Consider the following 21,481-nt stretch of genomic DNA (forward strand, 5'->3'; position numbering starts at 1 on the left):
ACTTCTTCCGCGCGATTCACGTCGGCCACCGATGGCAACTTGTCGGATTCCTGTCGGTCAGTCTGACCGATACGGTTCGACGGCCGAAGCTATTTCCCGGGTCCGGGCCAAGGGGTGTCAGACCATGCCAACCCCAGTCATCGCGGCGGTCGGGGCATCACCGATCGGTCGCACCGATCTCCCGGGACGGGACCTGTTCTCTGTCGCCGTCGAGGAAGCGTTCCGGGACCTCCCGGACCCGGCCGACCTCGCGGAGGCGGTCTACGTGGGCAACCAGTCCGAGAGCTACGAACACCAGATCATGCACGGGACGCTCATGGCCGAGTGGGCGGGCCTGCGGATGGTTCCGGCCGAGCGCGTCGAGGGCTGTGCCGCCGCCGGCGCGCTGGCGTTGCGTCACGCGGTCAAGGACGTCCGCAACGGCGAACACGAGGGCGTGCTGGCCTGCGGCGTCGAGAAGATGACGGCCGGCGGGACGGGCGGCGCGACGGACGCGCTGTCGGCCGCGTTCGACCGCGCGCTCGAACAGCGCTCGGGCGTGACCGCGCCCAGCCAGTACGCGCTGCTGGCCCAGCGATATCTCCACGAGACCAACGCCACCGAGCGCGATCTGGCCGAAATCGCCGTCAAGAACCACCACAACGCCGCCGCGAACCCACGGGCGCAGTTCCCCAAGGAGATCGACGTCGAGACGGTACTCGACTCCTCGCCGGTTGCGCCACCGCTGAAACTGTACGACTGCGCACCGGTCGGCGACGGCGCGGCCGCCGTCCTCGTCACGACAGCCGAGCGAGCCCGCGATCTCGATGTTCCGTTCGTCGCGGTGCCGGGTTCGGGGGCTGCGGCCAACAACATCGCGGTCGCCGAGCGGAACATGACCGAGATCGAGGGGGCCGAGGTAGCCGCCCAGACGGCCTACGAGGAGGCGGGGATCGACGCGGCGGACGTCGACATCGCCGAGGTCCACGACGCGTTCACAGTCAGCGAGGCGCTGCTTTCGGAGGCCGCCGGGTTCGCGCCGCGAGGGAAGGGGTTCCAGAGCTACCTCCCCAGCGAGGACCGCGCCGACGGCTGGACCGACGTGCAGTTGAGTACGAGCGGCGGGCTGAAGGCCCGCGGCCACCCAATCGGCGCGACCGGCCTCCTGCAAGCCATCGAGGCCTACGAGCAGTTGACGGGGACGGCCGGCGAACGGGCGGTCGAGGGAGCAGACACCGCACTCTTGCTCAACGAGGGCGGCGTCGCCGACGCGGTCACGGTTGCCCACGTGCTGACCGCGGAGGTGGCCCGATGAGCGATCCCGAGCGGAGCCTCGATGCCGACAGTCCGCTGACGCTCCCGGGCTTTTTCGACGCGCTGGCCGAGGGGGACCTCCTCGGCGGCGTCTGCGACGACTGCGGTCAGGTGTTGTTGCCACCCCGACCGGCCTGCTACAACTGCGGCAGCCGCGATGTGGCGGTCGAGGAACAGCCGCGTGAGGGACGGGTCTACTCGTACACCGAGGTCCAGACACCGCCGCCCGCACTGGAGGCTGACGCGCCGTACACGATCGCGGTCGTCGAACTCGCCTCGGGTGGTCGGTTGACCGGGCGACTGGGTGTCGACTACGCCGACGTCGAGATCGGCGATCCGGTCGAGTTGGAGGTCCGGGAGCCCAGCGAGGCCGAGCGATCCCTCGCGCTGGACTACGAGCTCGAGTGGCCGGTCCACGTCTTCGAGCCGCGGTAACTCACTCGCCGTCCAGTTGCTCCGCGAGCGTCTCCACGTCGTCCATCAGCGACTCGAACTCCGCCCGCACGTCCTCGCGGTCGCCGAACTGGCGTTCGGCCCGGGTTCTGAGGTCCGCCGCGTCGTCGGCCAACTGATCGACCTCCGCCCGGAGTTCGTCTCGGCGGTTCAGCAGTTCCGCCACCTTCTCGGCGAGTTCGTCGATGTCGGCCTCGCCGACGAAATCGTACTCGTCGTAGAGCCCGTTCCCGACGGCGGCGTGTCCGGAGCCGGTTAGCTCGTGGACGGTCTCGTCGTCGGTCTCGGTCTCGGTGACGAGCCCCAGCGTCGAGAGTTGCTGACAGCGGTTCGCGACCCGGTCGCGGTCGAAGCCGGTCGTCTCGGTCAGCCAGTGGACGCCGGCCCCTTCGTGGTCGTCGATGGCGCGCAACACCGTGACCGCTTCCCAGTCGAGTACGTCCGAGAGTTCAGAAACCGTCGGCATACACGGGCCGAGGCGGGCCCGCGGGGTAAGCGTTAAGACTCCGCTCGCGCGACGGCGCGGGTCGCCGTCGCCTTGAACGTCGCGACGACCCCGGCCCCGGGCTCCAGTCCCAGGCGCTCGACGCTCTCGACGGTCACGAGTGCTGTCAGGTCAACGTCCGGATCGACCGCGACCGTCACCCGCGCCAGCGTCTCACCCCGCTCGACGTCGACGACCTCGCCCTCGAACCGATTTCGGGCGCTCGTCCCGCCGGGTTCGGGGGCCTCGGACGGCCGGTTCAGCGTCACCGCGTCGGCCCGGATCGTGACGGCGACCGCGGTACAGTCCGGGGGCGTCACGGCCCGTACCCGACCCACCTCGGTCTCGACGGTCGCGAGTTCCCCGTCGCGCTCGACGACCCGGCCGGTGAGGACGGTCTCGTCGGCTTCGGCGACGCCCGCGAACTCCGCGCGGAGGCGGTCGAACGTCGCGAGCAACTCCCTGGCACGGTCCGTGAGTTCGCTCCCACCGCCGTCGCCGCCGCCGCGACTGCGTTCGACCAGCGGACCGAACGCGTCCTCAAGTTCGACGACCCGCCGCTGTGCGTGGGCGTAGGATCGGCCGAGCGACTCGGCGGCTCCGTTCAGCGACCCCTCCGCGGCGATGCTCGAAAGCAGTTCCCGGTCCCGGAGGGTCAGCGACACCTCGCCGCGACCGAGTTGCACGTCGAAGTCCGCGGAGACCTCCATGGCCGGTCGTTCGTGCATCCGGAGTAAAGATGTACCGGGGACTAGTACACCAGTTCCCCGTCGATGAACTTCGCCGTCCGCTCGTCGCTCGGGTTCTCGAAGACGGTGCCGGTCGAACCGACCTCGGTGACGCTGCGGTCGAGCAGGACGGCGACGCGGTCGGCGATCCGTTCGGCCTGATGCATATCGTGGGTCGCGACGACGACGCCGATCCCGCGGTTCCGGGCCGCCCGCACGGCGTCCTCGATGACCGCCGTGTTTCGCGGGTCGAGGTCCGACGTGGGCTCGTCGAGCAGGAGCACGTCGGGATCGTAGGCCAGCGCCCGCGCGAACGACACGCGTTGGGCCTCGCCGCCCGAGAGCGACCCGGCGTCCTGCTCGACCTTCTCGGCCAGTCCCACCAGATCGAGCGTCCGCTCGACCGCGTCCGGCGTCCCGTTCGAACTGACGAGTCTGTGGAGCGACTCGCGGAGCCGATCGCGCCAGGAGCGGCGCACTCTGAGTCCGTAGGCGACGTTTCGCCCGACCGTCGCGTCGAACAGGCTGGCTTCCTGAAACACCATCCCGATCCGCCGGCGCAGCGCGAGCCGCTCGTCCTCGCTACAGGTCCACGCGTCGGTGCCGTCGAAGGAAACGGTGCCGGCGTCGGGTTCCAGCGAAAGTGCGAGCAGTTCCAGTAGCGTCGACTTTCCGACGCCAGAGGGGCCGATGACAGCCACGACCTCGCCGGAGTCGACCGACAGCGACAGGTCTTCCAGCACCGGCTCGTCGTCGTAGGCGAAGCTCACGTCGACGAGGTCGAGCGTCATCGCATCACCCCGTCGTCGCCCAGTCTGACGACCAACGCGTTGATGACGAGGACGATACCGACGAGGATCGCGCCCAGCACCATCGCCGTCTCGTACTGGCCCTGACGGGCTTCCAGCTGGATCGCCGTCGTCATGGTGCGCGTCTTCGAGACCCCGTCGGCGCTTGCTATGTTCCCGCCGACGATCAGCACCGATCCGACTTCGCTGATCGCGCGGCCGAAGCCCGCGAGGATGGCCGTCGCGATGCCGTAGCGGGCCTCCCGGATCGTCACCAGCGCCACGTCCAGCCGGGTCCCCCCGAGGGCGTGGGCGGCGTCGCGGACGTTCTCCTCGACGCCCGCGACCGCCGCGAGGCTGATGGCTGTAATCGCCGGTGTCGCCAGCACGAACTGGGAGATGATCATCGCCTCCCGCGTGAACACCAGCCCCAGGTCGCCCAGCGGGCCCTGGTTCGAGACGGTGAACAGGACCAGCAGCCCCACGACGACGCTGGGGAATCCCATCCCCGTGTTGATGATCGACTGGAGGAACTGCTTGCCCCGGAAGTCGGTGAACCCGAGGGTGAGCGCGATCGGGAGGCTCACGGCGGTGCTGATGACGACGGCGATACCGCTCACGTACAGCGACACGTCGATGATGCTCCAGACGTACCGCATCGAGAACGGGAAGTCGATCAGCATCGGGGTGGACGCGGCGAGGGGCACGATCAGTCGCTGGTGGCGTTGCTGCTCCAGCCCTCTGGGACGTACTGCTGGAAGTCGGGGTCTTCCGAGAGCGCCCGCGGGAAGAACAACTGTTCGCCGTTCGCGCGGTAGCCGTCGATCAGATCCTGTGCCTGTGGGCTCGTGACGTAGCCGATGTAGGCCATCGCGAGGTCGTAGTTGACGTTCCCGTGGACTGCCGGGTTCACCGCGATGATCCCGTAGGGGTTCGACAGCAGTTCCGGCCCGCCCTCGATGGGGCCCTGCACGAGGATGACGAGGTCGTCGTCGCGCGAGAGGAAGGTACCCCGATCCGAGAGCGTATACGCGCCCTCCTCGTTGGCGGCGTTCAGCGCCTCCCCCATTCCCGATCCAGTCTCGCGGTACCAGTCCCCGCCGGGTTCGGCCGACGACTGCTCCCAGATGGCGAGTTCCTTCGTGTGTGTCCCCGAGTTGTCGCCGCGGGAGACGAAGGGCGACTGGGACTCGGCGATGGCCTCGAACGCCGCCGTGGCGGAGTCCGATCCCTGGATACCGGCCGGATCGCTTTCCGGGCCGACGACGACGAAGTCGTTGAACATGAGGTCACGGCGGTTGACGCCGTACCCCTCGCGCATGAACTCGTCTTCGAGCGAGCGGGCGTGGACCATCACTACGTCAGAGTCACCGTTCCGAGCGGTTTCGAGCGCCTGCCCCGTCCCCTGCGCGACTGAGTCGACGCTCACGCCGTACATCTCCTCGAACGGGGCGTTTAGCTCCCCGAGCAGGCCCGTGTCGTACGTGCTCGTCGTCGTCGTGAGCGTGAGTGTCTCCCCGGTAACACCCGCTCCCGATTCGTCATTCCCCAGCAACTGTGAACAGCCGGCCAGCCCCGCGACAGCGCCGCTTCCGGCCACCGCGAGAAACTTTCTGCGTTGTATCGGCATGGACATATCGACGGACAGCGTCAGTTTATAGCTTCCGGTGGTCCGGTTCCGGCGGTCCAGTATGGTCACGGCCACCGAACGCAAACCTCTCCACCGATGGCTACGGGTGTTCGAGGTAGATGTCGACGCGATCGTCGTCGCTCCCCCTCGACGCGCTCGGACGGGGTTCGATAGCCCTGGCCGTCGTCGCCGTGCAGGCCGTCGCGTTCACGGTCGCGTACTCGCTGGGGCGACCGACCCTCTACGCGATATTCGCGATCCTGAGCGCCGCTGGGCTGGGTGCGGCGACCCACCGGGGAGCGTTCGGCGTCGCGATGGCGACGCTCGGAAGCGTCCTGCTGGTCGCGCTCGGTCTCCCGCTGCTCGTCTTCGCCGCCCGGCAGTCCCCGGATCTCGTGATCGAGGCGGCAATCGACCCGGCCGTCCACCGTGTGCTGTATCTGGGCGTCTACGCGCCGCTTCTGGCCGCCGTGGCGAGCCTTACGTTCGGCGTCCCACTCGCCTACCACCTCTCCCGGGGCTTCCCCGTTCAGTCGCTGGTCGAGAGTCTGGTCGACCTGCCGCTGGTCGTCCCCCACAGCGTCGCCGGTATCGTCGTCCTCGCCGGATTCGGCGAGGGCGGTGCCTTCCCCAACCTCTCGGTGTTCGGCACCCTCACGGGGATGGTGCTGGCGCTCACGTTCGTCAGCGCGCCCTACGCGGTCAACGCCGCCCGGGAGGCCTTCGAGTCGGTCGACGACCGGCTGGAGTACGCCGCCCGGATCCACGGCGCGAGCCCATGGCAGGCCTTCCGACGGGTGACCGGGCCGCTCGCGGTTCGGGGGATGGTCACCGGCGGCGTCCTCGCGTGGGCGCGCTCGGTCTCGGAGTTCGGGGCGGTCGTCGTCGTCGCCTACAGCGTCGAGTTCTTCTACCCACCAGCGGGCGAGCGCGTGGTCGCCCAGCACGCGCCCGTGTTCGTCTGGAACCTCTTTCAGCGGGGCGGCCTCGACGAGAGCGGCGCGGTCGCGGCCCTCCTGCTGGGCGTCTCCGCGGCCATCTTCCTGCTGGTGCGCTGGCTGACCGCCGACGCGACGACGACGCGGGGTGTCGCATGACCCTCTCCGTCGACCTCGAAGCGACGTTCTCGGCCGACGGGACTGATCCCTTCCGCGTCGCCGCTGACTTCGAGGTCCAGCGGGGCGAGACGGTCGTGATCTTGGGACCCAGTGGCAGCGGCAAGTCACTCCTGCTTGAGACGATTGCGGGATTTCACGACCACGACGGCCGGATCACCGACGGCGATCGGGTGCTCTCGGATCGCCCTCCAGAGGGGCGGGACTTCGGGTTCGTGTTCCAGGACTACGCGCTCTTTCCGCACATGACCGTCCTCGACAACGCGGGGTTCGGGACGCGATACGAGTGGACCGACGACGGGTGGCTCGCGACGCTCGCCGACCGAATTCGGTCGGTACCCGGTCGCCTGCGCTCGGTCGCTTCGAAATTGTGGCAACGCCTCCGCGGAGACACTGGCCCGACCCCCGAACCGCTCGGACTGCGCCTGCTCGACGACCTCGGTGTCGCGGATCTGGCCGAGCGCTACCCGCCGACGCTCTCGGGCGGGGAACGCCAGCGGGTCGCGCTCGCACGGGCGCTCGCGGTCGACCCCTCGACGCTCCTGCTGGACGAACCCCTCTCGTCGCTGGACGTGCCCACTCGGCAGTCGCTCCGGGACGACCTGCAGGACGTGCTGGCGGCGATGACGGCGATCTACGTGACCCACGACCGGACGACGGCGCGGGCGCTGGCCGACCGGATCGTCGTGATGAACGACGGCGAGGTCGTCCAGACCGGCACTCCGGAGGACGTGTTCCAGCGCCCTGCATCGCCTCTCGTTGCACGGTTCACCGGGAGCAATTGCGTCCCGCTCGACGCGCTTCCTGCCTTCGAAGGTCGCTTCAGGGACGGCGACGCGACTCACCTCGCCGTCCGGCCCGAGGACGTGGAAATCGGCGCGCGTGACGCCGACCTCTCGGGGACCGTCGAACGCGTAACCCGGGAGGACGCCACGAGTCGGGTGACGGTCGCCGTCGAGGGGCTCGCGGAACCGATCGCGGTCTATAGCGACGACCCGCCCGCGCCGGGATCCGAGGTGAACCTCCGGTTCCCGCGGAATCGCGTGTCGGCCTGTCAGGCGTGACCGATGGTATTTAAACAGCCGACGAAGACCGTCACCGGAACTAACTGTCCCGGACGGAAGGGTGCGGTATGGTCACGCGGACGGATTCCGACTTCGAGAGTCAGGGGACACGCTGTGCGGGGTGGCTGTACGAACCGGACGAGGCTGGCGGGGAATTGCCCGCAATCGTCATGGCCCACGGTTTCGGCGGTGAACGGGTGGCCCGCCTGCCGGCCTTCGCCGAGCGGTTCGCAGAGGCGGGCTACGCCGTTCTGCTGTTCGACTACCGCGGGTTCGGCGACAGCGACGGCGAGCCACGCCACGTGATCGACGGCCCGGCCCACGTCGAGGACTATCTGGCCGCGCTCGAACACGTTCGCGCCCTCGACGGCGTGGACGGCGACCGGGTCGGACTCTGGGGAACCTCGTTCAGCGGCGGCCACGTCGTCGAAACGGCGGCCCGGGACGGCGACGTGGACGCCCTCGTCGCCCAGGTCCCGTTCTCCGACGGCCTGCGCAACGCCGTCCACCTCGTCCGGCGGGGCGGCCTGAACTATATCGCCGAGACGACGAAAGCGATCGCGCGCGACCTCGGCCGGATCGTCACGTTCCGGGACCCCTACTACGTGCCCATCGTCGCCGACCCGGACGAGTTCGGGGTCCTGAACACGCCGGACGCGAAACCGGGGTACGAGTCGCTGATCCCTCCGGAAGAGGAGGAAGACTGGGACAACGAGTGTGCCGCCCGAATTCTCGCCACTGTCGGTTTCTACCGCCCCGTGACGGCGGCGAGTGACGTGGACTGTCCGGTCTTCGTTGCCGAGGCCAGCGAGGACTCGATCATCCCCTCTGGCACCGTCGACACGCTGGTCGACCGGCTGGACGACGTGGAGCGGGTGCGCTACGACATGGGGCACTTCGATGCCTACACGGGCGAGGCGTTCGAGCGGATCGTCGCCCGCCAGCGGGCCTTCTTCGACCGGACGCTCGGGAGGGGGGAGATGGGAAAAGTAAAGGACTGAGTGGCCCACGGTTTCCGTATGGATTTCAGTCTCAGCCAGGAGCAACGCCAGATCAAGGAGATGGTCTCGGAGTTCGTGGACGAGGAAGTCGTCCCCCGCGCGTCCGAGATCGACAAGGAAGACGAGTTCCCCTGGGATCTGGTCGACGAACTCGCCGAACTCGGGCTGATGGGGATGCCCTTCCCCGAGGAGTACGGCGGAGCCGGACTCGACTACCACGCCTACCCGATGGCCCTCGAAGAGATCGCGCGGGGCTCGGGCGGTCTCGGGACCATCGTCGCCGCCCACATCTCGCTGGCGGGTAACATGGTGTACGAATTTGGGAACGAAGAACAGAAAGAGGAGTACCTGACGCCGCTGGCCGAGGGCGAGGACATCGGCGCGTTCGCCCTCTCGGAACCCGGCGCGGGCTCGGACGTGCCCGCCATGGAGACGACCGCCGAGAAGGACGGCGACGAGTACGTCGTCAACGGCAACAAGCTCTGGATCTCCAACGGCTCGGTCGCCGACACCGTGACGCTGTTCGCCAAGACCGACCCCGACGCCGGCAACAAGGGTATCTCCTCGTTCGTCGTCCGCCCCGAGGAGGACGACGGCTTCATCGTCGAAGGGACGGAGGAGAAACTCGGCGACAAGGGCTGTCCAACCGCCGAACTGCGTTTCGATAACATGCGGATCCCCGAGGACCGCCTCCTGCAGGAGGAGGGCGCGGGCTTCGTCCACGCGCTGAAGACGCTCAACGGCGGGCGCATCACCATCGCCGCGCGCTCGGTCGGGATCGCGCAGGCCGCCCTCGACGAGGCCGCCGAGTACGCCGGCGACCGCGAGCAGTTCGGCCAGCCAATCGGCGACTTCCAGGCGATCCAGCACAAACTCGCCGACATGGACACCAAGACACGCGCGGCGCGTCTGCTCATGCACGACGCCGCTGACAAGAAGATCCGCGGCGAGAACTTCATCAAAGAGGCCGCACAGGCCAAACTCTACGCCTCCGAGGTCAGTCGGGAGGTCGCCAACGAGGGCATCCAGATCCACGGCGGCTACGGCTACACGAAGGACTTCCCGATGGAGCGGTTCTACCGCGACGCCAAGCTCAACGAGATCTACGAGGGCACCAGCGAAGTCCTCCGCAACACCATCGGTCAGCAGCTCCTGGAGTAACGCCTCCGCTCTTTCTCGACTTCGACGTCTCCGACGCCGACCGATCAGTCCGGACACCTGTCTGATCTTCTACCCCCACTTCAATCGCGGATAATCGAAGGCACAGGCTTTGTGCTATCGAGTCTCTTGTTACGAGTACACATGACGGCAGCAGTCGACGACGTCGCCGACGGGCGGGAACCGGCCGAGTCCGACGGTGAACCGACGGTACGCGAAGTGGTCGAGAAAACAGTGGACACAGCGCCGGAATCCATCGCCTACCTGGAGAACGTGGGCACGCTCGACGCGCCCGAGGAGCGCTGGCACCGCTACGAGACGGTGGCCGAACTGCCGGCCCGCGCCTTCACCGGGTGGGACGAACTGTACGTCTACACCGAGACTCACGTTTACCACTGGGTGGCTGGCGGATTCTCGCAGGGACCCGACCGGATGCCCCGCGATCCCGAGTCGCTCCCCGACGCCGCGGACTGAACTAACCGGAACTTCGGAGAGCACGTCGATAGTCCGCGAGCCGCAACGGTCAAGCGTCCGAATCTGTTAGGGCGTGTAGTGTTCGTTATCGCCGAACTCGCGCTCTCGTCCCCGACGCTGGTCATGACGCCGACTATCGAGGCCAATCCGTCGGCGCGGGTCCGGATCCAGTTCCAGCCCGCGATGGACCCGGAGCGGCGGCGATTTTTCGTCCTGGTCGAGGAAGCCGACTTCGAGTCGTTCGACGACGCGCTCGCGGAGGATTACACCGTCGCCGAACCCACCGTGCTGGCCGAACAGGACGGCGTTCGGATGTACCGCCTCGGTCTGACCGAGGACGTCATCGCGGTCACGCCGACGGTCACCGAACTCGGCGGGATGGTGCTAGAGATGCACAGCGCCGGCGGCGTGTGGTTCGTCAAACTGCAGGTCCCAGACCGCGACGCGCTGGCCACCTTCCGCGAGTTCTGTCTCGACAGCGGGATCGAGTACCGTCTCGACCGGCTCTACCGGACCGAACCGACCCGGAGCGACGACCACGGGCTGACCGACCAGCAGCGCCGGACGCTGTTGACCGCCGCCCGCGAAGGCTACTTCGACGTCCCCCGATCCATCAGCCAGGCCGACCTCGCCGAGAAACTCGGCGTCTCCGACTCGGCAGTCTCCCAGCGGGTCCGCCGGGCAGTCGCTGCGCTGATCGAGAGGGCACTCTCCCCCGACGAACTCCGGGAACAGCAAATCTGACGCCCCGACGGACGGTACCAGCAGAAACTATTCTTAAAACGTGGCATATCGAAGCCGACAGTTTGGGGTCGTCCAGTGCCTACGTCGCCCAATCATGCAAGAATCTACGGCCGTGACGACAGAGGGGGAGACGGGCGGCGCAGCAGTGGACACCGACGCGACCGTATCGGTCCGCGAGCGGGTGCGGTCGGCGCTCGACGGTGACCCGTTCGTCGCCGCCTTCCGCCGCCGGACCGAGGGGACGCCGTCGGATCCAGCGATTAGCCGGGAACGGTTCGACGCGCTGGATCGACTCCCCGACGCTCCCTTCGATACGACGCCCGTGCGGACCGAACTCGTCGTCTACTCCGAGACGCACGTCTACCGCTGGGTCGTGACCGGTGGCACTGTCGAGCGGACCCGGTTACCCCGCGACCCGGCGAGCATGGCCCGCGAGCAGTAACTCACTCCAACTGGTCGCGAATCCACTCGTAGTGGTTCTGCAGGCGCTTCTCGCCTGCATCGGTCAACTCGTACACGTCGCTCAGTCCCTCGGTTCGGGACTGGACGAACCCCTTCCGTTCGAGGTCGTCGAGCGAGCCGTAGAACTGCTTGGGATCGATCCGGTCGTCGTAGTGGCGTTCGAGTCGGGTCTTGAGCTTCTGGGCGGGTAACTCGCCGTCCTCGGCCCCGCCGAGCAGGATACAGATGTCCCGCCGGGTGCCGCTCTGGAGCCAGCGCATACCCGAACGCGGGAGCGACGGTGGCTTTTGGGTTTCGGGACGGGACTCGACGTCGTCCCAGACCGCAACCGACAGGTACGACTCCCCGAGGGCCCAAACCGGGATAATGACAGAGCCGGAGCAGGAGGTGACGGCCGAGGGGATCACCGCGCGCTACTACGAGACCGAGGCCGAACGCGTGCTGGCGTTCGAGCGCGACGGTGCGACCGCGGCGGTCGCCCAGAACAGCGAGGGGTACGCCATGCTGAAGGTGCGGCCGACGGCCGACGGCGACGAACTGGAGCGGTACTACGGGTTCGACATGGCGCTGGACCACGCCGCGGAGTTACTCGGCGTCGCGCCCGCGACACTGCCAGTGCCCGACGCCGCAGCGGACATGGGGATGTAGAACGGTCGAGATGGTGAGGTAATTCAGGGGTCGAGCACGGCCGCGACCAGCGCCGATTCGGCCCGCCGCAGGAGATCGTTCGCCGCACTCGGCCCGCAGTCCAGTCGTGCCGCTATCTCTTCGTAGTTGGTATCACGTGGCGACTGGTAGAACCCGAGTTCGTATGCGGCCTCTAGTGCCTCGCGCTGGCGGTCTGTCAGTTGTGCCAGTGGCCCACTGTGTCCCGGCTCGTACTGGCCGAGCCAGTCGATTGTGAGATCGAAGTGTTCGCTCGCGCGTGCGTGGGCCCGCTGGATGTCTTCCATCCGGCCGGCGACGGTGATCCGGACACCCGCCTCGGTCCACTGGTAGGGCCCGTCGACGAGCAGGGTGTACTCGTCGGCGATGTCGAGCAACTCCCCCATCAGGTCGCTGCGGTCCGCGTGGACGAACGCGTAGAGCCACTCCCCGTCCATCTCCAGCAGTTCGTACTTCCGGACGGTCTCGTCGCCGTCCAGCGCTTGCGCGACCGTCGCCGGATCGTCGGTCGCGATTCGGTAGAGGGCGGACAGGCTCCCGTCGTCCATCCACTCCAGGTTCACCACCGCGTCGCGAGTGATGCCCTCTGTCCCCGCGAGCGTGCTGTCGACGCCCGGGAACGCACCCCCGGGCGGATCGAGTGTGACCTCCGTGACTTTCATGGCTCTCCGGTCGGCCGTCGTCGGATCACCGGTTCCGCGACCCCCGTTCGAACGCCGGTCCGCGTCATCGACCCCATCTCTACCGGCCAGTGACAAAAATCGGTGGGCTCCCGGACGGCCGTTAGTTTCGATGAGCGAGTGATAAAAACGTACGATCATATCCGCGGAAAGTACCAATCGGTAGCTTTCGGTACGAATACGTGCTGGCGACTCGCCAGCAGTTCGCACGCACTGACAGGGGTCAGTGGGTGCAGAGGGGGAACACCATGCACGAGACTGACGAGACGAGCGAGCGAGGGGGTACAGGAACCCGGGCGGACCGGGAACGAACCGGAGACACGGCGAGCGACGATGGGCGGTCGTCGACTGGCGGCACGTCGCGCCGGCGCGTGATGGCGGGAACCGGCGCGACGCTGGCCACGGTCGCACTCGGCGGCCTTCCGACGGCGGCCGCCCAGTCGGGGAACACTCGCGAGGTGCTGGTCGTCGGCTGTCAGGGCACGGGCACCATCACGCTCGCGGACGCGAACACCTACGAACACATCGAGGACTTCGATTCGAGTCCCGGGAAGGACAGTCCGCCGATCACCGACCCGATCAAGAAGATAGCCAAACCGATCGTCGACAGCGTGGCGGGTCGGGAGAACGTCTGTGAACACATCAACGTCAGCCCGGACGGCGAGACGCTGTACGTCTCACGGGCGAACCTCGGCGATACGGTCGCCATCGACATGGAGAGTCGCGAGATCCAGTGGCGCACGGAGATGCTCGGCTTCCGCTCGGATCACGCCCAGCTCACGCCCGAGGGCGACTATCTCTACCAGGCCGACATCATGGCCGACAAGGTCTGGAAGATCGACACCGAGACGGGCGAGAAGGTCGATTGCTTCGAGGCCTCGGACTGGCCCCACGGCACCCACGTCCACGAGGACCGGATCATCAACGGGTCGCTGGGGAGCATGGTCCTGCCCGACGAGATCGACGGCGACCACCGGCTAACGTTCGCCGACCGCGACACGCTGGAGGTGACCGAGACCATCGACTTCGAGGAGGGGGTCCGTCCGTTCGCCTTCGCGGACGACGACGAGACGGTCTACGTCCAGATCTCCTACATGCACGGCTTCCACGAGGTCGACGTGGAATCCGGGGAGATCCAGCGCACGAAGGACCTGCCGGTCAACGAGCACGTCCCCGACTCGGAGGACGACTATCCGCTGCAGGCGGCCCACCACGGGATCGAGGTCTCGCCGGACGGACAGTACATCTGCGCAGCGGGGACGGTCGGCAACTACGCCGCAGTCGTCGACCGCGAGAGTTTCGAGACCGTCGGCATCACCGACGTCGGGAAATATCCGTACTGGGTCTCGAACGCCCCTGACGGCGAGCACGCGTTCGTGTCGGTGAAGAACGCGGAGAAGGTCTCGGTGATCGAGTACGAGACCGCCGAGGAGGTCGCGACGATCCCGACCGGCGAGTTCCCGATGGTCTCGCAGGTCCACGACGTGCCCGAGGCCGCGCTGGGTACCGGCAGGGAAGTCACAGATCCGGACGACGGGCTGTTCGGCGGTCTCTTCGACTGACCGTCTCCGTCTCGATATTCACAGGTTCGGGGCGACATCGACGTTAATTTTTGTTCACGGCCGTGTGCGAAATGTGGCCACACCGGCAAGCCTAAATGCGGAACGACCCCTAACGAGTTGTGATGACTGACCCACGCGTAGCCGGCGTCGGCCTCACCCACTTCGGCAAGCACCCCGATCGGACAGGGCGTGCGATGTTCGCCGAGGCGGGGCTGGCCGCGCTCGACGACGCCGGGATCGACCCCGACGACGTCGAGGCGCTCTTCTACGGCAACTTCATGGGCGAACTGGCCGAGCATCAGGGCCACCAGGCACCGCTGATGGCCGAAGCCGTCGGACTCGACGTGCCGGCCACCCGGTACGAGTCGGCCTGCGCGTCCAGCGGCGCGGCGATCCGGGACGCCGTGTTCCGCCTCCGCAACGGTGAGGCCGACGTGGCGCTGGTCGGCGGCGCAGAGCGCATGACCAACGTCGGGACGGCCGCGGCGACCGACGCGCTCTCCATCGCCGCCGACGACCTCTACGAGGTCCGCGCCGGCATGACCTTCCCCGGCGCGTACGCCCTGATGGCCCGCGCCTACTTCGAGGAGTACGGTGGCTCGAAGGCGGAACTGGCCGAAATCGCCGTCAAGAACCACGACAACGCCCTCCCCAACGAGTACGCCCAGATGCAACAGGAGATCACCGTCGAGGACGCCCTCGACGCCCCGATCATCGCCGATCCCCTCGGACTGTACGACTCCTGTCCGATCACCGACGGCGCGACCGCCGCCGTGCTGGTCAGCGAGGACTACGCCGACGACCACGACCTCGACGCCGGCGTCGCGATCACCGGCTCCGGACAGGGCGGGGACAAGATGGCGCTGCACGACCGCCGGTACCTCGCTCGCACGCCGGCCACCGAGGACGCCGCCGACGAGGCCTACGACGACGCCGGCATCGGCCCCGACGCGGTGGACTTCCTGGAAGTCCACGACTGCTTCACCATCGCCGAGGTCCTCGCCCTCGAAGGGCTAGACCTCTACGAACCCGGCGAGGCCATCGGGGCCGCCGCCCGGGGCGAGACCACCCGCGACGGTGACCTCCCCGTCAACCTCTCTGGCGGGCTGAAGGCCAAGGGCCACCCCGTCGGCGCGACGGGCGTCGCACAGCTCATCTCGCTCACCAAACTGCTGGAGGGGCGCCATCCCCGCGCCGACGCTGTCGAGAGTGCGGACACCGCCCTCGCCCACAACGCAGGTGGGACCGTGGCGAGTGCGACCGTCCACGTGCTTCAGGAGGTGGGCCGATGAGCGACGAACCTCGGGACGACGGCTTCGACGACCTGCTCGACGCCATCGCCGACGGCGAGGGCTTCTACGTGGAGTGTGACGAGGGCCACGGTTCCCTGCCGCCACGACTCGCCTGCCCCCAGTGTGGCTCCCAAGAACTCAGTGAGGAACCGCTCCCCGACTCGGGTGAGATCACCACGTACACCGTCGTGACCGTCCCGACGCCGCAGTTCGACGAGGATTCGCCCTACGTCACCGCCATCGTCGACTTCGGCCCGGTGTCGATCACCGGTCAGGTTCAGGGTGTCGATCCCGAGGACGTGGAGACTGGACAGGTCGTCGGCATCGACGTGGGCGAGACCGTCACGCGAGACGAGCGCGTGATCGTCTTCGAACCGCGCTAGCCCTCGACACCGACGCTCTCGGCATCGGCATCTTTCTCTCCGCTCGCGATCGCGGACCGGACCATGACGACGCCGATCAGGAACGAGGCGGCACCGACTCCGTACCCCAGTAGCGCCAGCGCCGCCCCCTCCCGCACCGTGAGGCCGAGCTGGTCGTTGACGTACGGCATCGTCCCCAGCGTGAGGACGACCACGAACAGCCCGTTCCAGCGGTTCGTCGCCCACGATTCGCCTTTCGGAATCGCACCGCGATGGCCGACGAACACCCAGGTCAGGATTGCGTATACCGCGATGAGGTTGATCGCGACGTACGCGTCGCCAGCCAGCCAGTAGCCGACGCCACCGGCCACCAGACCCACGAGGGCGGACACCACGATACGGGGGCCGGTCTCCATCCTACTCCTCCGTCTCGGCGGGTTCCTCGTCGCCGGGCTCCTCTATCTCGATGCTGGTCGCCTCGCCGGGTTCCTCGCCGTGGACGACCCGGCGGACGAACTGCTCGGCGTGTTCGACGTGCGGTTGTACGTCGGACTCGTCGAACACCAGCAGGCGCGCGTTCGCCCGCTTCGCGAGCGCCTCGCCGTGCTCCAGCGGGGCGACGGTAGCCTGTCGACCCCAGACGAGCGTTACGGGGACGTCGAGATCGGCCAGATCCTCGCCGAGATCCACGTCGAGGTCGAGGAACCCGCCGAAGAAGGAGGCGGGGGCGAACCGACCGCCGGGCTGGTGGGCCGTCTGCCACTGGTAGTCGACCAGTTCGTCCGTCACCTTCCCCTCGTCGTAGTAGCCGTGATCGGCGTTGAAGTATCGGATCGCGGGCTTGCACGTCGCCACGTTGAAGAGGGCGGTCCCGACCAGAGGCGACCGGACGAGCGAGCGAACAAGCGGTCGCCGCCCCTCGAACGTCGTCGTGTCTGGACAGATCAGAATCAGTTCCTCGACGTCGGCCGCCACGGCCGCGACCGCGGCGTAGGCCCCGCCGAGCGACGACCCGATCACCGTGGCGTCCTCTGTCAGGTCCGCGAGGAAGTCCTCGACGAAGGTGGTGTACAGCGACCCAGAATAGAGCAGCGGCGGGCGGTCCGAGCGCCCGAACCCGGGGAGGTCGGGCGCGATCACGTGATAGTCCTCGGCGAGGGTGTCGAAGACGCCGCGGAACTCGTGGCCGGAGGCGGAGGCGTTGATCCCGTGGATCAGACAGAGATCCGGATCGTCGGGGTCGCCACCTTCGACGTAGGCCACGTCGAACCCGCGCCAGCGGTAGGTCTTGGTCTCGCCGTCGAGTGGCGAGTCGAGGTCGCCGGCACGCCGGCCGAGCAGTCGGTTCGCGGCCGCGGTCAGTCCGACGGTACCGAGTGCCCCGAGTGCGAGGGTGCGGAGTTTCATACACACATCGAAGGACGGCAGGCGTTTATAGCTGGTCCAGCCCGGCAGTATCAATCGTGCCAGACGCGCAGGACCGCGATCGTCAGCGAGCCGATCAGCCACAGCCCCAGCCCCACAGTGCCGGCAACCAGTGACGGCGTCGGCGCACTCCGCGTGTAGACGTCGCCCACCGCGAGGGTGTAGACGAGCCCCCGGAAAGCGCTGTTGGGGCTCAACGCCGTCAGCGTGCCGAGCGACTCCGGACCGATCAGTCCGCCGGACAGTCCCGCAACGATCGTGGCATCGAAGCCCAGCACGAGCGCGATTACGAGTACGACGGCGACGGCGAGTGCCTCGCGAGCGGATCGGGCGGTCGCCGAGATCGCGACCGCGACGGCCAGTGCGACCGCGGTGAAGACGACGGTGAGCGTCACGAACCGCAGGTACAGCGCGGGCGCGTCGACCGTGCCGTGACTGACGATTACCGAGACCTGATCGCCGGGACTGAACGCGACGAGGGCGCCGGCGAGCCCCAGCGTCAGGAGGACGACCGGGAGGAGGCCGGCCAGTCGGCCGAGGAAGACGCCACCGACGAACGCCGGACGGCTCACCGGATAGGTCTGGATGGTCTCTAACTCGCCGCGGTCGGCGTCCGATCGTATCGCCCTGTAGCCGAACGCGAACGCCAGGAGCGGAACGAGCAGTTCGATCGGCGCGATCAGATCCAGGATCAGGGGCAGATACCCCCCGGAGCCCGCCGCGACCGTGAAGCCGACGACGACCGTCACGAACCCCAGCGCGAGGACGAGGATCGTCGGCGTCCGGAGCAGCGTCGTGAACTCCCGCTGGGCGACGACCAGTGCGTTACGAGTCCGACTCATGACTCTCCCTCCGTCACCTCGCGCGTCACGACCGACCCGGCCTCGACCGCGACGAGTTCGCTCATCGCCGATTCGAGATCGCTCGTGCCGGTCCGCTCTCGCAGCGCCGCCGGACTGTCGGCGGCGACCAGTCGGCCACGATCCAGCACGAGCACCTGATCCGCCATCCGATCGACGGACGTCAGATCGTGGCTCGTCACCAGTACGGCGGCCCCGTCGACGGCCAGATCCGTGATCACGTCCGTGACGTGGCGGGTCATCATCGGGTCCAGTCCGCTCGACGGTTCGTCCAGCAGGACCAGCGGCGGATCGCCGACGGTCGCCTGTGCGATTCCGAGCAGTCGCGTCATGCCGCCCGACAGCGCGTCGACCCGGCGATCCGGGACCCCACCGAGGCCGATCCGGTCGACGGTCGCGTCGACGTCCACGTTCCCGCCCGTCAGATCCGCGTAGAACTGGAGCGTCTCCGCGACGGTGAACTGCGGTCTGAACGCCGGGGCCTGTGGCAGGTAGCCGACCGATCGCGTCGCGCTCGTGGGACGCTCGACGGTGCCGTCGTCGGGCGCGAGCAGGTCCGCGATCGCCCGGACGAGAGTGGTCTTGCCCGACCCGTTGGGACCGACGAGACAGGTGACGGTGTCGGGTGCCGTGGTGAACGACACCGAATCGACCGCAGTCACGTCGCCGAACGAGACCGTCACGTCGTCGACAGTGAGTACGTGGTCTGTCATGGCTGACTCCCGTTGACACGTTCGAGTGCATCCGGTCGAACCGGTTCGGCGAGCGGTGCGGTGTCGACGACGCCGCTGCTCCGGAGGCCCGGCAGTCGGCTCTGGACGGATCGCACCAACTGCATCGCCGGTGCCTCCCGGAGCGCCAGCCCGCCCTCGGTCGTCAGGAGGACGCCGTCGACGGGACCGGTCGGCCGATAAGGGGCCGTCATGGTACCGCCGTCGCTGGTCCCCGGCAGTCGCCCCCAGTAGTTCCCGCGACCGTCGGCGGTGTAGACCCGGAACGGTCCGAGGTCGGCCTCGGCCGGCCGCTCGTTGCCGACGATGTCGTTTTCGGTGACGGTCAGCGACGGCAAGAGCGGGTCGTCTCTGATCCCGATCTCGTTGTCGACGACGACGTTGCGGGTGAGGAGGGACCTGGGCGCACCGATCCCGATCCCAACCGTGTTGTCGGCGACGAGATTGTCGGCGACGAACGACGCGCTGCCGGAGACGATCAGGCCGGCCCGGCTGTCGCGGACGTCGTTCCCACGGAGGACGTTCCGCTGGGGCCGTGTCATCACGATCACCCCTGCCAGTGAGTCACGGACCGTGTTGTTGCGGACGAGTGCGCGCGACGTATACATCTCGTGGACGCCGTACCGCATCCCGGTCATCCGCGAGTCCCTGATCACGATGCCGTGGGCACGGTGGGTGTAGACCGCGTCCCGCCCGCCCTCGAACGTGACGTTCTGGACGACGACGGGGTCCATCATCGCCAGCACGCCCATGAACCCGTCCCGCCAGTTCGATGGGCCGACGATCCGAGAATCCCGGACGACGAGCCCGCGGCCGCCCCGCACGAGGACGCCGTTGGCACGCGATCTGATCTCGACGCCAGACACCAGCGAACTGGTCCCGTTGACGAACCGAATCGCCGCGTCGCCCCGGCCGTACGCGACGCGGACGAACTGGTCCCAGCCGCCCACGGACTCGTTCTGAGCCGGCCGAGACCCGACCGACCCCGAACCGCTGACCCGGAGGTCCGTGACCGCAACCCGCGGGGCAGTTGCAGATATCACCGTTCCCGACCCGTCGCCCCGGACGTGCGTCTCCGATCCCGAGCCAGCCAGCGTCAGTGACTTTTCGATCGTGACGTTGCCGTCGTAAGTACCCGGCGGCAGACGGACGGTGGTGTTCGCCGGTGCGCGTTCGATCGCCGCCGAAAGCGTCGGGGCGTCCTCCCCGACGACGACCGAGACGGGGCGATCCCGGAGCGCGGCCGTCGTTTCGAGCTGCCGATCGGCCCACTCGCTCCGGTTCGTCGTGGTCCGATCCATCAGCGTCGTCGGTGACTGTCGGTCCACGTCGCGGGCCCGAAGCGTCTCCCAGTCGACGACACGGCCGTCGTACCGGTCGGCGAACGTCTCCGCCGTGTCGCGGTCGCTAAACGGAACGACGGCCGGCCCGCCGGGCGTTCGGGCACGGCTGTCGACGACGAACGACGCCTCCTCGACCGACACCCAGCCGCCGGCGATGCTGTTTCGCTCGATCAGAAAGCCGTTCTCGTTCAGCGCCGGGTCGTTCCCGGTGTAATCGGACACGAGCACACCGAACGGTTCGCCGAACTGTTCGGTCGTGCGCGGGCCACGGAGATGTTCCACCGCACTGTCGATCCCGTAGTAGCCGACGACGTACTCGTACTGGGAGAAAAACACCTCCACTCTCGGAATCGAGAGGGCCCGGGCCTCGGCTTCCTGAACGTCGACACCGGTCATCCCCATCGTGAGCGTCTCGTCGAACGACACCGGTTCGACGTCACGGCCGGCGTCGGGATCGACCGAGAACCCGGTCGCGGTCACGAGGACCACGAACGCCAGTCCGGCGAGGACGTATCTGACGTCTATCATCGACCGAGCTGTTGTATCAACTGCCGCGTGACGTCCGCTTCCGACACGAGTCTGCCGCCGTGTTCGTCCCGGAACGACGCGGCGTCGTCCTCGTTACCGAATCCGATCAGATCCCGCCCCATCGCGCCGACGACCTCCGAGTTGGCCACGAAGGTTACGTCACTCGCGGGCGCGAACGCCGACGCCTGCGGGTGCGTCGAGATTCCTGTGGTCCCTCTGAACGTGAACAGATCGTAGTCGACAGCCGAGTAGTCGGTGACGTACATGACCGACCGTTCCCAGCCCCGATCGGCACGATCGAAGTCGTACTGGAACGCCTCCCAGGTGCTGTCGAACCGCGCCGGGTTCTCGTGTCCCGACGGCTGGTGATCCGGATAGAAGATTTCCGCCGACGGCCCCGGGTGGTTCACGATGTTCATGCCACACACCTCACAGGTGTCCGCCTCGGTCAGCGTCACCGCCGCGGGGACGTCCGTCGTCTCGTCGGTTCCGGTGTCCCCGTTCTCAGAACAACCCGCGAGCGCCGCCACGCCGACCACGCCCAGGCCACCGAGGACCGTCCGCCGCAGGTACCGTTCGTCCCGATTCGGTTCGGCCGGGTGTGGGTTATTGTCACACATGAATTCTCACAGACTCCC

General features: G+C 67.8%; 26 protein-coding genes. 13 read left to right on the top strand and 13 right to left on the bottom strand.

Annotated features, from left to right (window positions below; translation table 11 throughout):
* Positions 1-124 precede the first annotated feature (124 nt).
* Positions 125-1,294, top strand: a complete 1,170-nt coding sequence (locus BV210_RS16900) for a 3-ketoacyl-CoA thiolase (protein WP_077207790.1) — start codon at positions 125-127, stop codon at positions 1,292-1,294.
* A complete protein-coding gene (locus BV210_RS16905) occupies positions 1,291-1,728 on the top strand; it encodes a Zn-ribbon domain-containing OB-fold protein (RefSeq protein ID WP_077207791.1) in 438 nt (145 codons plus the stop codon). Before BV210_RS16900 ends, BV210_RS16905 begins: the two co-directional genes overlap by 4 nt.
* Before the next feature lies 1 nt (position 1,729).
* Here BV210_RS16905 and BV210_RS16910 read toward each other — a convergent pair whose 3' ends face one another.
* From BV210_RS16910 to BV210_RS16930, 5 genes are read right to left on the bottom strand one after another with little or no spacing between them, the layout of a single operon-like run.
* Entirely contained in the window at positions 1,730-2,212 is a 483-nt protein-coding gene (locus tag BV210_RS16910; protein ID WP_077207792.1) for a hypothetical protein, read from the bottom strand.
* 32 nt (positions 2,213-2,244) lie between these two features.
* The gene (locus BV210_RS16915) at positions 2,245-2,940 is read right to left on the bottom strand and encodes a TOBE domain-containing protein (protein ID WP_077207793.1); all 696 of its coding nucleotides are present in this window, start codon (positions 2,938-2,940) and stop codon (positions 2,245-2,247) included.
* Between the two features lie 41 nt (positions 2,941-2,981).
* Positions 2,982-3,749, bottom strand: a complete 768-nt coding sequence (locus tag BV210_RS16920; protein ID WP_077207794.1) for a phosphate ABC transporter ATP-binding protein — start codon at positions 3,747-3,749, stop codon at positions 2,982-2,984.
* The gene (locus BV210_RS16925; RefSeq protein WP_157526085.1) at positions 3,746-4,429 is read right to left on the bottom strand and encodes an ABC transporter permease; all 684 of its coding nucleotides are present in this window, start codon (positions 4,427-4,429) and stop codon (positions 3,746-3,748) included. Before BV210_RS16925 ends, BV210_RS16920 begins: the two co-directional genes overlap by 4 nt.
* Positions 4,430-4,455: 26 nt before the next feature.
* Positions 4,456-5,376, bottom strand: a complete 921-nt coding sequence (locus tag BV210_RS16930) for a substrate-binding domain-containing protein (protein WP_077208093.1) — start codon at positions 5,374-5,376, stop codon at positions 4,456-4,458.
* Positions 5,377-5,495: 119 nt separating this feature from the next.
* Here BV210_RS16930 and BV210_RS16935 point away from each other — a divergent pair, with 119 nt between their 5' ends.
* From BV210_RS16935 to BV210_RS16965, 7 genes are all read left to right on the top strand, one after another.
* Positions 5,496-6,473 (top strand): ABC transporter permease, encoded by a 978-nt coding sequence (locus tag BV210_RS16935; protein WP_077207796.1) that lies wholly within the window; start codon positions 5,496-5,498, stop codon positions 6,471-6,473.
* Positions 6,470-7,555, top strand: coding sequence for an ABC transporter ATP-binding protein (locus BV210_RS16940; protein WP_077207797.1), 1,086 nt, complete (start codon positions 6,470-6,472; stop codon positions 7,553-7,555). Before BV210_RS16935 ends, BV210_RS16940 begins: the two co-directional genes overlap by 4 nt.
* A gap of 68 nt (positions 7,556-7,623) precedes the next feature.
* Complete coding sequence (locus BV210_RS16945; protein WP_077207798.1) at positions 7,624-8,556, top strand: alpha/beta hydrolase; 933 nt, start codon at positions 7,624-7,626, stop codon at positions 8,554-8,556.
* Positions 8,557-8,574: 18 nt separating this feature from the next.
* On the top strand, positions 8,575-9,717 hold the full coding sequence (locus BV210_RS16950; protein WP_077207799.1) for an acyl-CoA dehydrogenase: 1,143 nt from the start codon (positions 8,575-8,577) through the stop codon (positions 9,715-9,717).
* A gap of 141 nt (positions 9,718-9,858) precedes the next feature.
* Positions 9,859-10,188 (top strand): hypothetical protein, encoded by a 330-nt coding sequence (locus BV210_RS16955; protein WP_077207800.1) that lies wholly within the window; start codon positions 9,859-9,861, stop codon positions 10,186-10,188.
* Between the two features lie 78 nt (positions 10,189-10,266).
* The gene (locus BV210_RS16960) at positions 10,267-10,932 is read left to right on the top strand and encodes a helix-turn-helix domain-containing protein (protein ID WP_077207801.1); all 666 of its coding nucleotides are present in this window, start codon (positions 10,267-10,269) and stop codon (positions 10,930-10,932) included.
* Positions 10,933-11,026: 94 nt separating this feature from the next.
* Complete coding sequence (locus BV210_RS16965) at positions 11,027-11,374, top strand: hypothetical protein (RefSeq protein ID WP_077207802.1); 348 nt, start codon at positions 11,027-11,029, stop codon at positions 11,372-11,374.
* A 1-nt stretch (position 11,375) separates the two neighbouring features.
* On the opposite strand, the gene BV210_RS16970 is transcribed toward BV210_RS16965, so the two are convergent.
* On the bottom strand, positions 11,376-11,654 hold the full coding sequence (locus tag BV210_RS16970) for a PadR family transcriptional regulator (RefSeq protein WP_077207803.1): 279 nt from the start codon (positions 11,652-11,654) through the stop codon (positions 11,376-11,378).
* A 106-nt stretch (positions 11,655-11,760) separates the two neighbouring features.
* Here BV210_RS16970 and BV210_RS16975 point away from each other — a divergent pair, with 106 nt between their 5' ends.
* The gene (locus BV210_RS16975) at positions 11,761-12,042 is read left to right on the top strand and encodes a hypothetical protein (RefSeq protein ID WP_077207804.1); all 282 of its coding nucleotides are present in this window, start codon (positions 11,761-11,763) and stop codon (positions 12,040-12,042) included.
* A gap of 23 nt (positions 12,043-12,065) precedes the next feature.
* On the opposite strand, the gene BV210_RS16980 is transcribed toward BV210_RS16975, so the two are convergent.
* Positions 12,066-12,722 (bottom strand): helix-turn-helix domain-containing protein, encoded by a 657-nt coding sequence (locus tag BV210_RS16980; protein ID WP_077207805.1) that lies wholly within the window; start codon positions 12,720-12,722, stop codon positions 12,066-12,068.
* Between the two features lie 266 nt (positions 12,723-12,988).
* On the opposite strand from BV210_RS16980, the gene BV210_RS16985 reads away from it, so the two are divergent.
* The 3 genes from BV210_RS16985 to BV210_RS16995 all read left to right on the top strand — a co-directional run bounded on the left by BV210_RS16985 (position 12,989) and on the right by BV210_RS16995 (position 15,977).
* Positions 12,989-14,302 (top strand): YncE family protein, encoded by a 1,314-nt coding sequence (locus BV210_RS16985; RefSeq protein ID WP_077207806.1) that lies wholly within the window; start codon positions 12,989-12,991, stop codon positions 14,300-14,302.
* A 122-nt stretch (positions 14,303-14,424) separates the two neighbouring features.
* Positions 14,425-15,594 carry a beta-ketoacyl synthase N-terminal-like domain-containing protein gene (locus BV210_RS16990; protein WP_077207807.1) on the top strand — a complete coding sequence of 390 codons (1,170 nt, stop codon included), beginning with the start codon at positions 14,425-14,427 and terminating at the stop codon, positions 15,592-15,594.
* The gene (locus BV210_RS16995) at positions 15,591-15,977 is read left to right on the top strand and encodes a Zn-ribbon domain-containing OB-fold protein (protein ID WP_077207808.1); all 387 of its coding nucleotides are present in this window, start codon (positions 15,591-15,593) and stop codon (positions 15,975-15,977) included. The genes BV210_RS16990 and BV210_RS16995 overlap by 4 nt, the downstream gene beginning before the upstream one ends.
* On the opposite strand, the gene BV210_RS17000 is transcribed toward BV210_RS16995, so the two are convergent.
* The 6 genes from BV210_RS17000 to BV210_RS17025 are packed head-to-tail and all read right to left on the bottom strand — an operon-like array spanning position 15,974 to position 21,463.
* Positions 15,974-16,372 carry a hypothetical protein gene (locus BV210_RS17000; RefSeq protein WP_077207809.1) on the bottom strand — a complete coding sequence of 133 codons (399 nt, stop codon included), beginning with the start codon at positions 16,370-16,372 and terminating at the stop codon, positions 15,974-15,976. The two genes, BV210_RS16995 and BV210_RS17000, sit on opposite strands and share 4 nt — an antisense overlap.
* Before the next feature lies 1 nt (position 16,373).
* Positions 16,374-17,363: an alpha/beta fold hydrolase gene (locus BV210_RS17005; protein WP_077207810.1), complete on the bottom strand. Its 990-nt coding sequence runs from the start codon at positions 17,361-17,363 to the stop codon at positions 16,374-16,376.
* Between the two features lie 50 nt (positions 17,364-17,413).
* Positions 17,414-18,223, bottom strand: a complete 810-nt coding sequence (locus tag BV210_RS17010; protein ID WP_077207811.1) for an ABC transporter permease subunit — start codon at positions 18,221-18,223, stop codon at positions 17,414-17,416.
* Positions 18,220-18,954 (bottom strand): ABC transporter ATP-binding protein, encoded by a 735-nt coding sequence (locus BV210_RS17015; RefSeq protein ID WP_077207812.1) that lies wholly within the window; start codon positions 18,952-18,954, stop codon positions 18,220-18,222. Before BV210_RS17015 ends, BV210_RS17010 begins: the two co-directional genes overlap by 4 nt.
* Positions 18,951-20,843 (bottom strand): right-handed parallel beta-helix repeat-containing protein, encoded by a 1,893-nt coding sequence (locus tag BV210_RS17020; RefSeq protein WP_077207813.1) that lies wholly within the window; start codon positions 20,841-20,843, stop codon positions 18,951-18,953. Before BV210_RS17020 ends, BV210_RS17015 begins: the two co-directional genes overlap by 4 nt.
* A complete protein-coding gene (locus tag BV210_RS17025) occupies positions 20,840-21,463 on the bottom strand; it encodes a nitrous oxide reductase accessory protein NosL (protein WP_077207814.1) in 624 nt (207 codons plus the stop codon). Before BV210_RS17025 ends, BV210_RS17020 begins: the two co-directional genes overlap by 4 nt.
* Between the last annotated feature and the right edge of the window lie 18 nt (positions 21,464-21,481).

Source organism: Halorientalis sp. IM1011, from assembly GCF_001989615.1.
Taxonomy (GTDB): Archaea; Halobacteriota; Halobacteria; order Halobacteriales; family Haloarculaceae; genus Halorientalis.

Coding starts and splice junctions, on each gene's coding strand:
- BV210_RS16975 (WP_077207804.1), top strand. CDS start 11,761: ATGACAGAGCCGGAGCAGGAGGTGACGGCCGAGGGGATCACCGCGCGC.
- BV210_RS16980 (WP_077207805.1), bottom strand. CDS start 12,722: ATGAAAGTCACGGAGGTCACACTCGATCCGCCCGGGGGTGCGTTCCCG.
- BV210_RS16920 (WP_077207794.1), bottom strand. CDS start 3,749: ATGACGCTCGACCTCGTCGACGTGAGCTTCGCCTACGACGACGAGCCG.
- BV210_RS16990 (WP_077207807.1), top strand. CDS start 14,425: ATGACTGACCCACGCGTAGCCGGCGTCGGCCTCACCCACTTCGGCAAG.
- BV210_RS17010 (WP_077207811.1), bottom strand. CDS start 18,223: ATGAGTCGGACTCGTAACGCACTGGTCGTCGCCCAGCGGGAGTTCACG.
- BV210_RS16910 (WP_077207792.1), bottom strand. CDS start 2,212: ATGCCGACGGTTTCTGAACTCTCGGACGTACTCGACTGGGAAGCGGTC.
- BV210_RS16950 (WP_077207799.1), top strand. CDS start 8,575: ATGGATTTCAGTCTCAGCCAGGAGCAACGCCAGATCAAGGAGATGGTC.
- BV210_RS16900 (WP_077207790.1), top strand. CDS start 125: ATGCCAACCCCAGTCATCGCGGCGGTCGGGGCATCACCGATCGGTCGC.
- BV210_RS16925 (WP_157526085.1), bottom strand. CDS start 4,429: ATGCTGATCGACTTCCCGTTCTCGATGCGGTACGTCTGGAGCATCATC.
- BV210_RS16940 (WP_077207797.1), top strand. CDS start 6,470: ATGACCCTCTCCGTCGACCTCGAAGCGACGTTCTCGGCCGACGGGACT.
- BV210_RS17025 (WP_077207814.1), bottom strand. CDS start 21,463: ATGTGTGACAATAACCCACACCCGGCCGAACCGAATCGGGACGAACGG.
- BV210_RS16915 (WP_077207793.1), bottom strand. CDS start 2,940: ATGGAGGTCTCCGCGGACTTCGACGTGCAACTCGGTCGCGGCGAGGTG.
- BV210_RS17000 (WP_077207809.1), bottom strand. CDS start 16,372: ATGGAGACCGGCCCCCGTATCGTGGTGTCCGCCCTCGTGGGTCTGGTG.
- BV210_RS16945 (WP_077207798.1), top strand. CDS start 7,624: ATGGTCACGCGGACGGATTCCGACTTCGAGAGTCAGGGGACACGCTGT.
- BV210_RS16930 (WP_077208093.1), bottom strand. CDS start 5,376: ATGCCGATACAACGCAGAAAGTTTCTCGCGGTGGCCGGAAGCGGCGCT.
- BV210_RS16905 (WP_077207791.1), top strand. CDS start 1,291: ATGAGCGATCCCGAGCGGAGCCTCGATGCCGACAGTCCGCTGACGCTC.
- BV210_RS17005 (WP_077207810.1), bottom strand. CDS start 17,363: ATGAAACTCCGCACCCTCGCACTCGGGGCACTCGGTACCGTCGGACTG.
- BV210_RS16935 (WP_077207796.1), top strand. CDS start 5,496: ATGTCGACGCGATCGTCGTCGCTCCCCCTCGACGCGCTCGGACGGGGT.
- BV210_RS17020 (WP_077207813.1), bottom strand. CDS start 20,843: ATGATAGACGTCAGATACGTCCTCGCCGGACTGGCGTTCGTGGTCCTC.
- BV210_RS16965 (WP_077207802.1), top strand. CDS start 11,027: ATGCAAGAATCTACGGCCGTGACGACAGAGGGGGAGACGGGCGGCGCA.
- BV210_RS16970 (WP_077207803.1), bottom strand. CDS start 11,654: ATGCGCTGGCTCCAGAGCGGCACCCGGCGGGACATCTGTATCCTGCTC.
- BV210_RS16995 (WP_077207808.1), top strand. CDS start 15,591: ATGAGCGACGAACCTCGGGACGACGGCTTCGACGACCTGCTCGACGCC.
- BV210_RS16955 (WP_077207800.1), top strand. CDS start 9,859: ATGACGGCAGCAGTCGACGACGTCGCCGACGGGCGGGAACCGGCCGAG.
- BV210_RS16985 (WP_077207806.1), top strand. CDS start 12,989: ATGCACGAGACTGACGAGACGAGCGAGCGAGGGGGTACAGGAACCCGG.
- BV210_RS17015 (WP_077207812.1), bottom strand. CDS start 18,954: ATGACAGACCACGTACTCACTGTCGACGACGTGACGGTCTCGTTCGGC.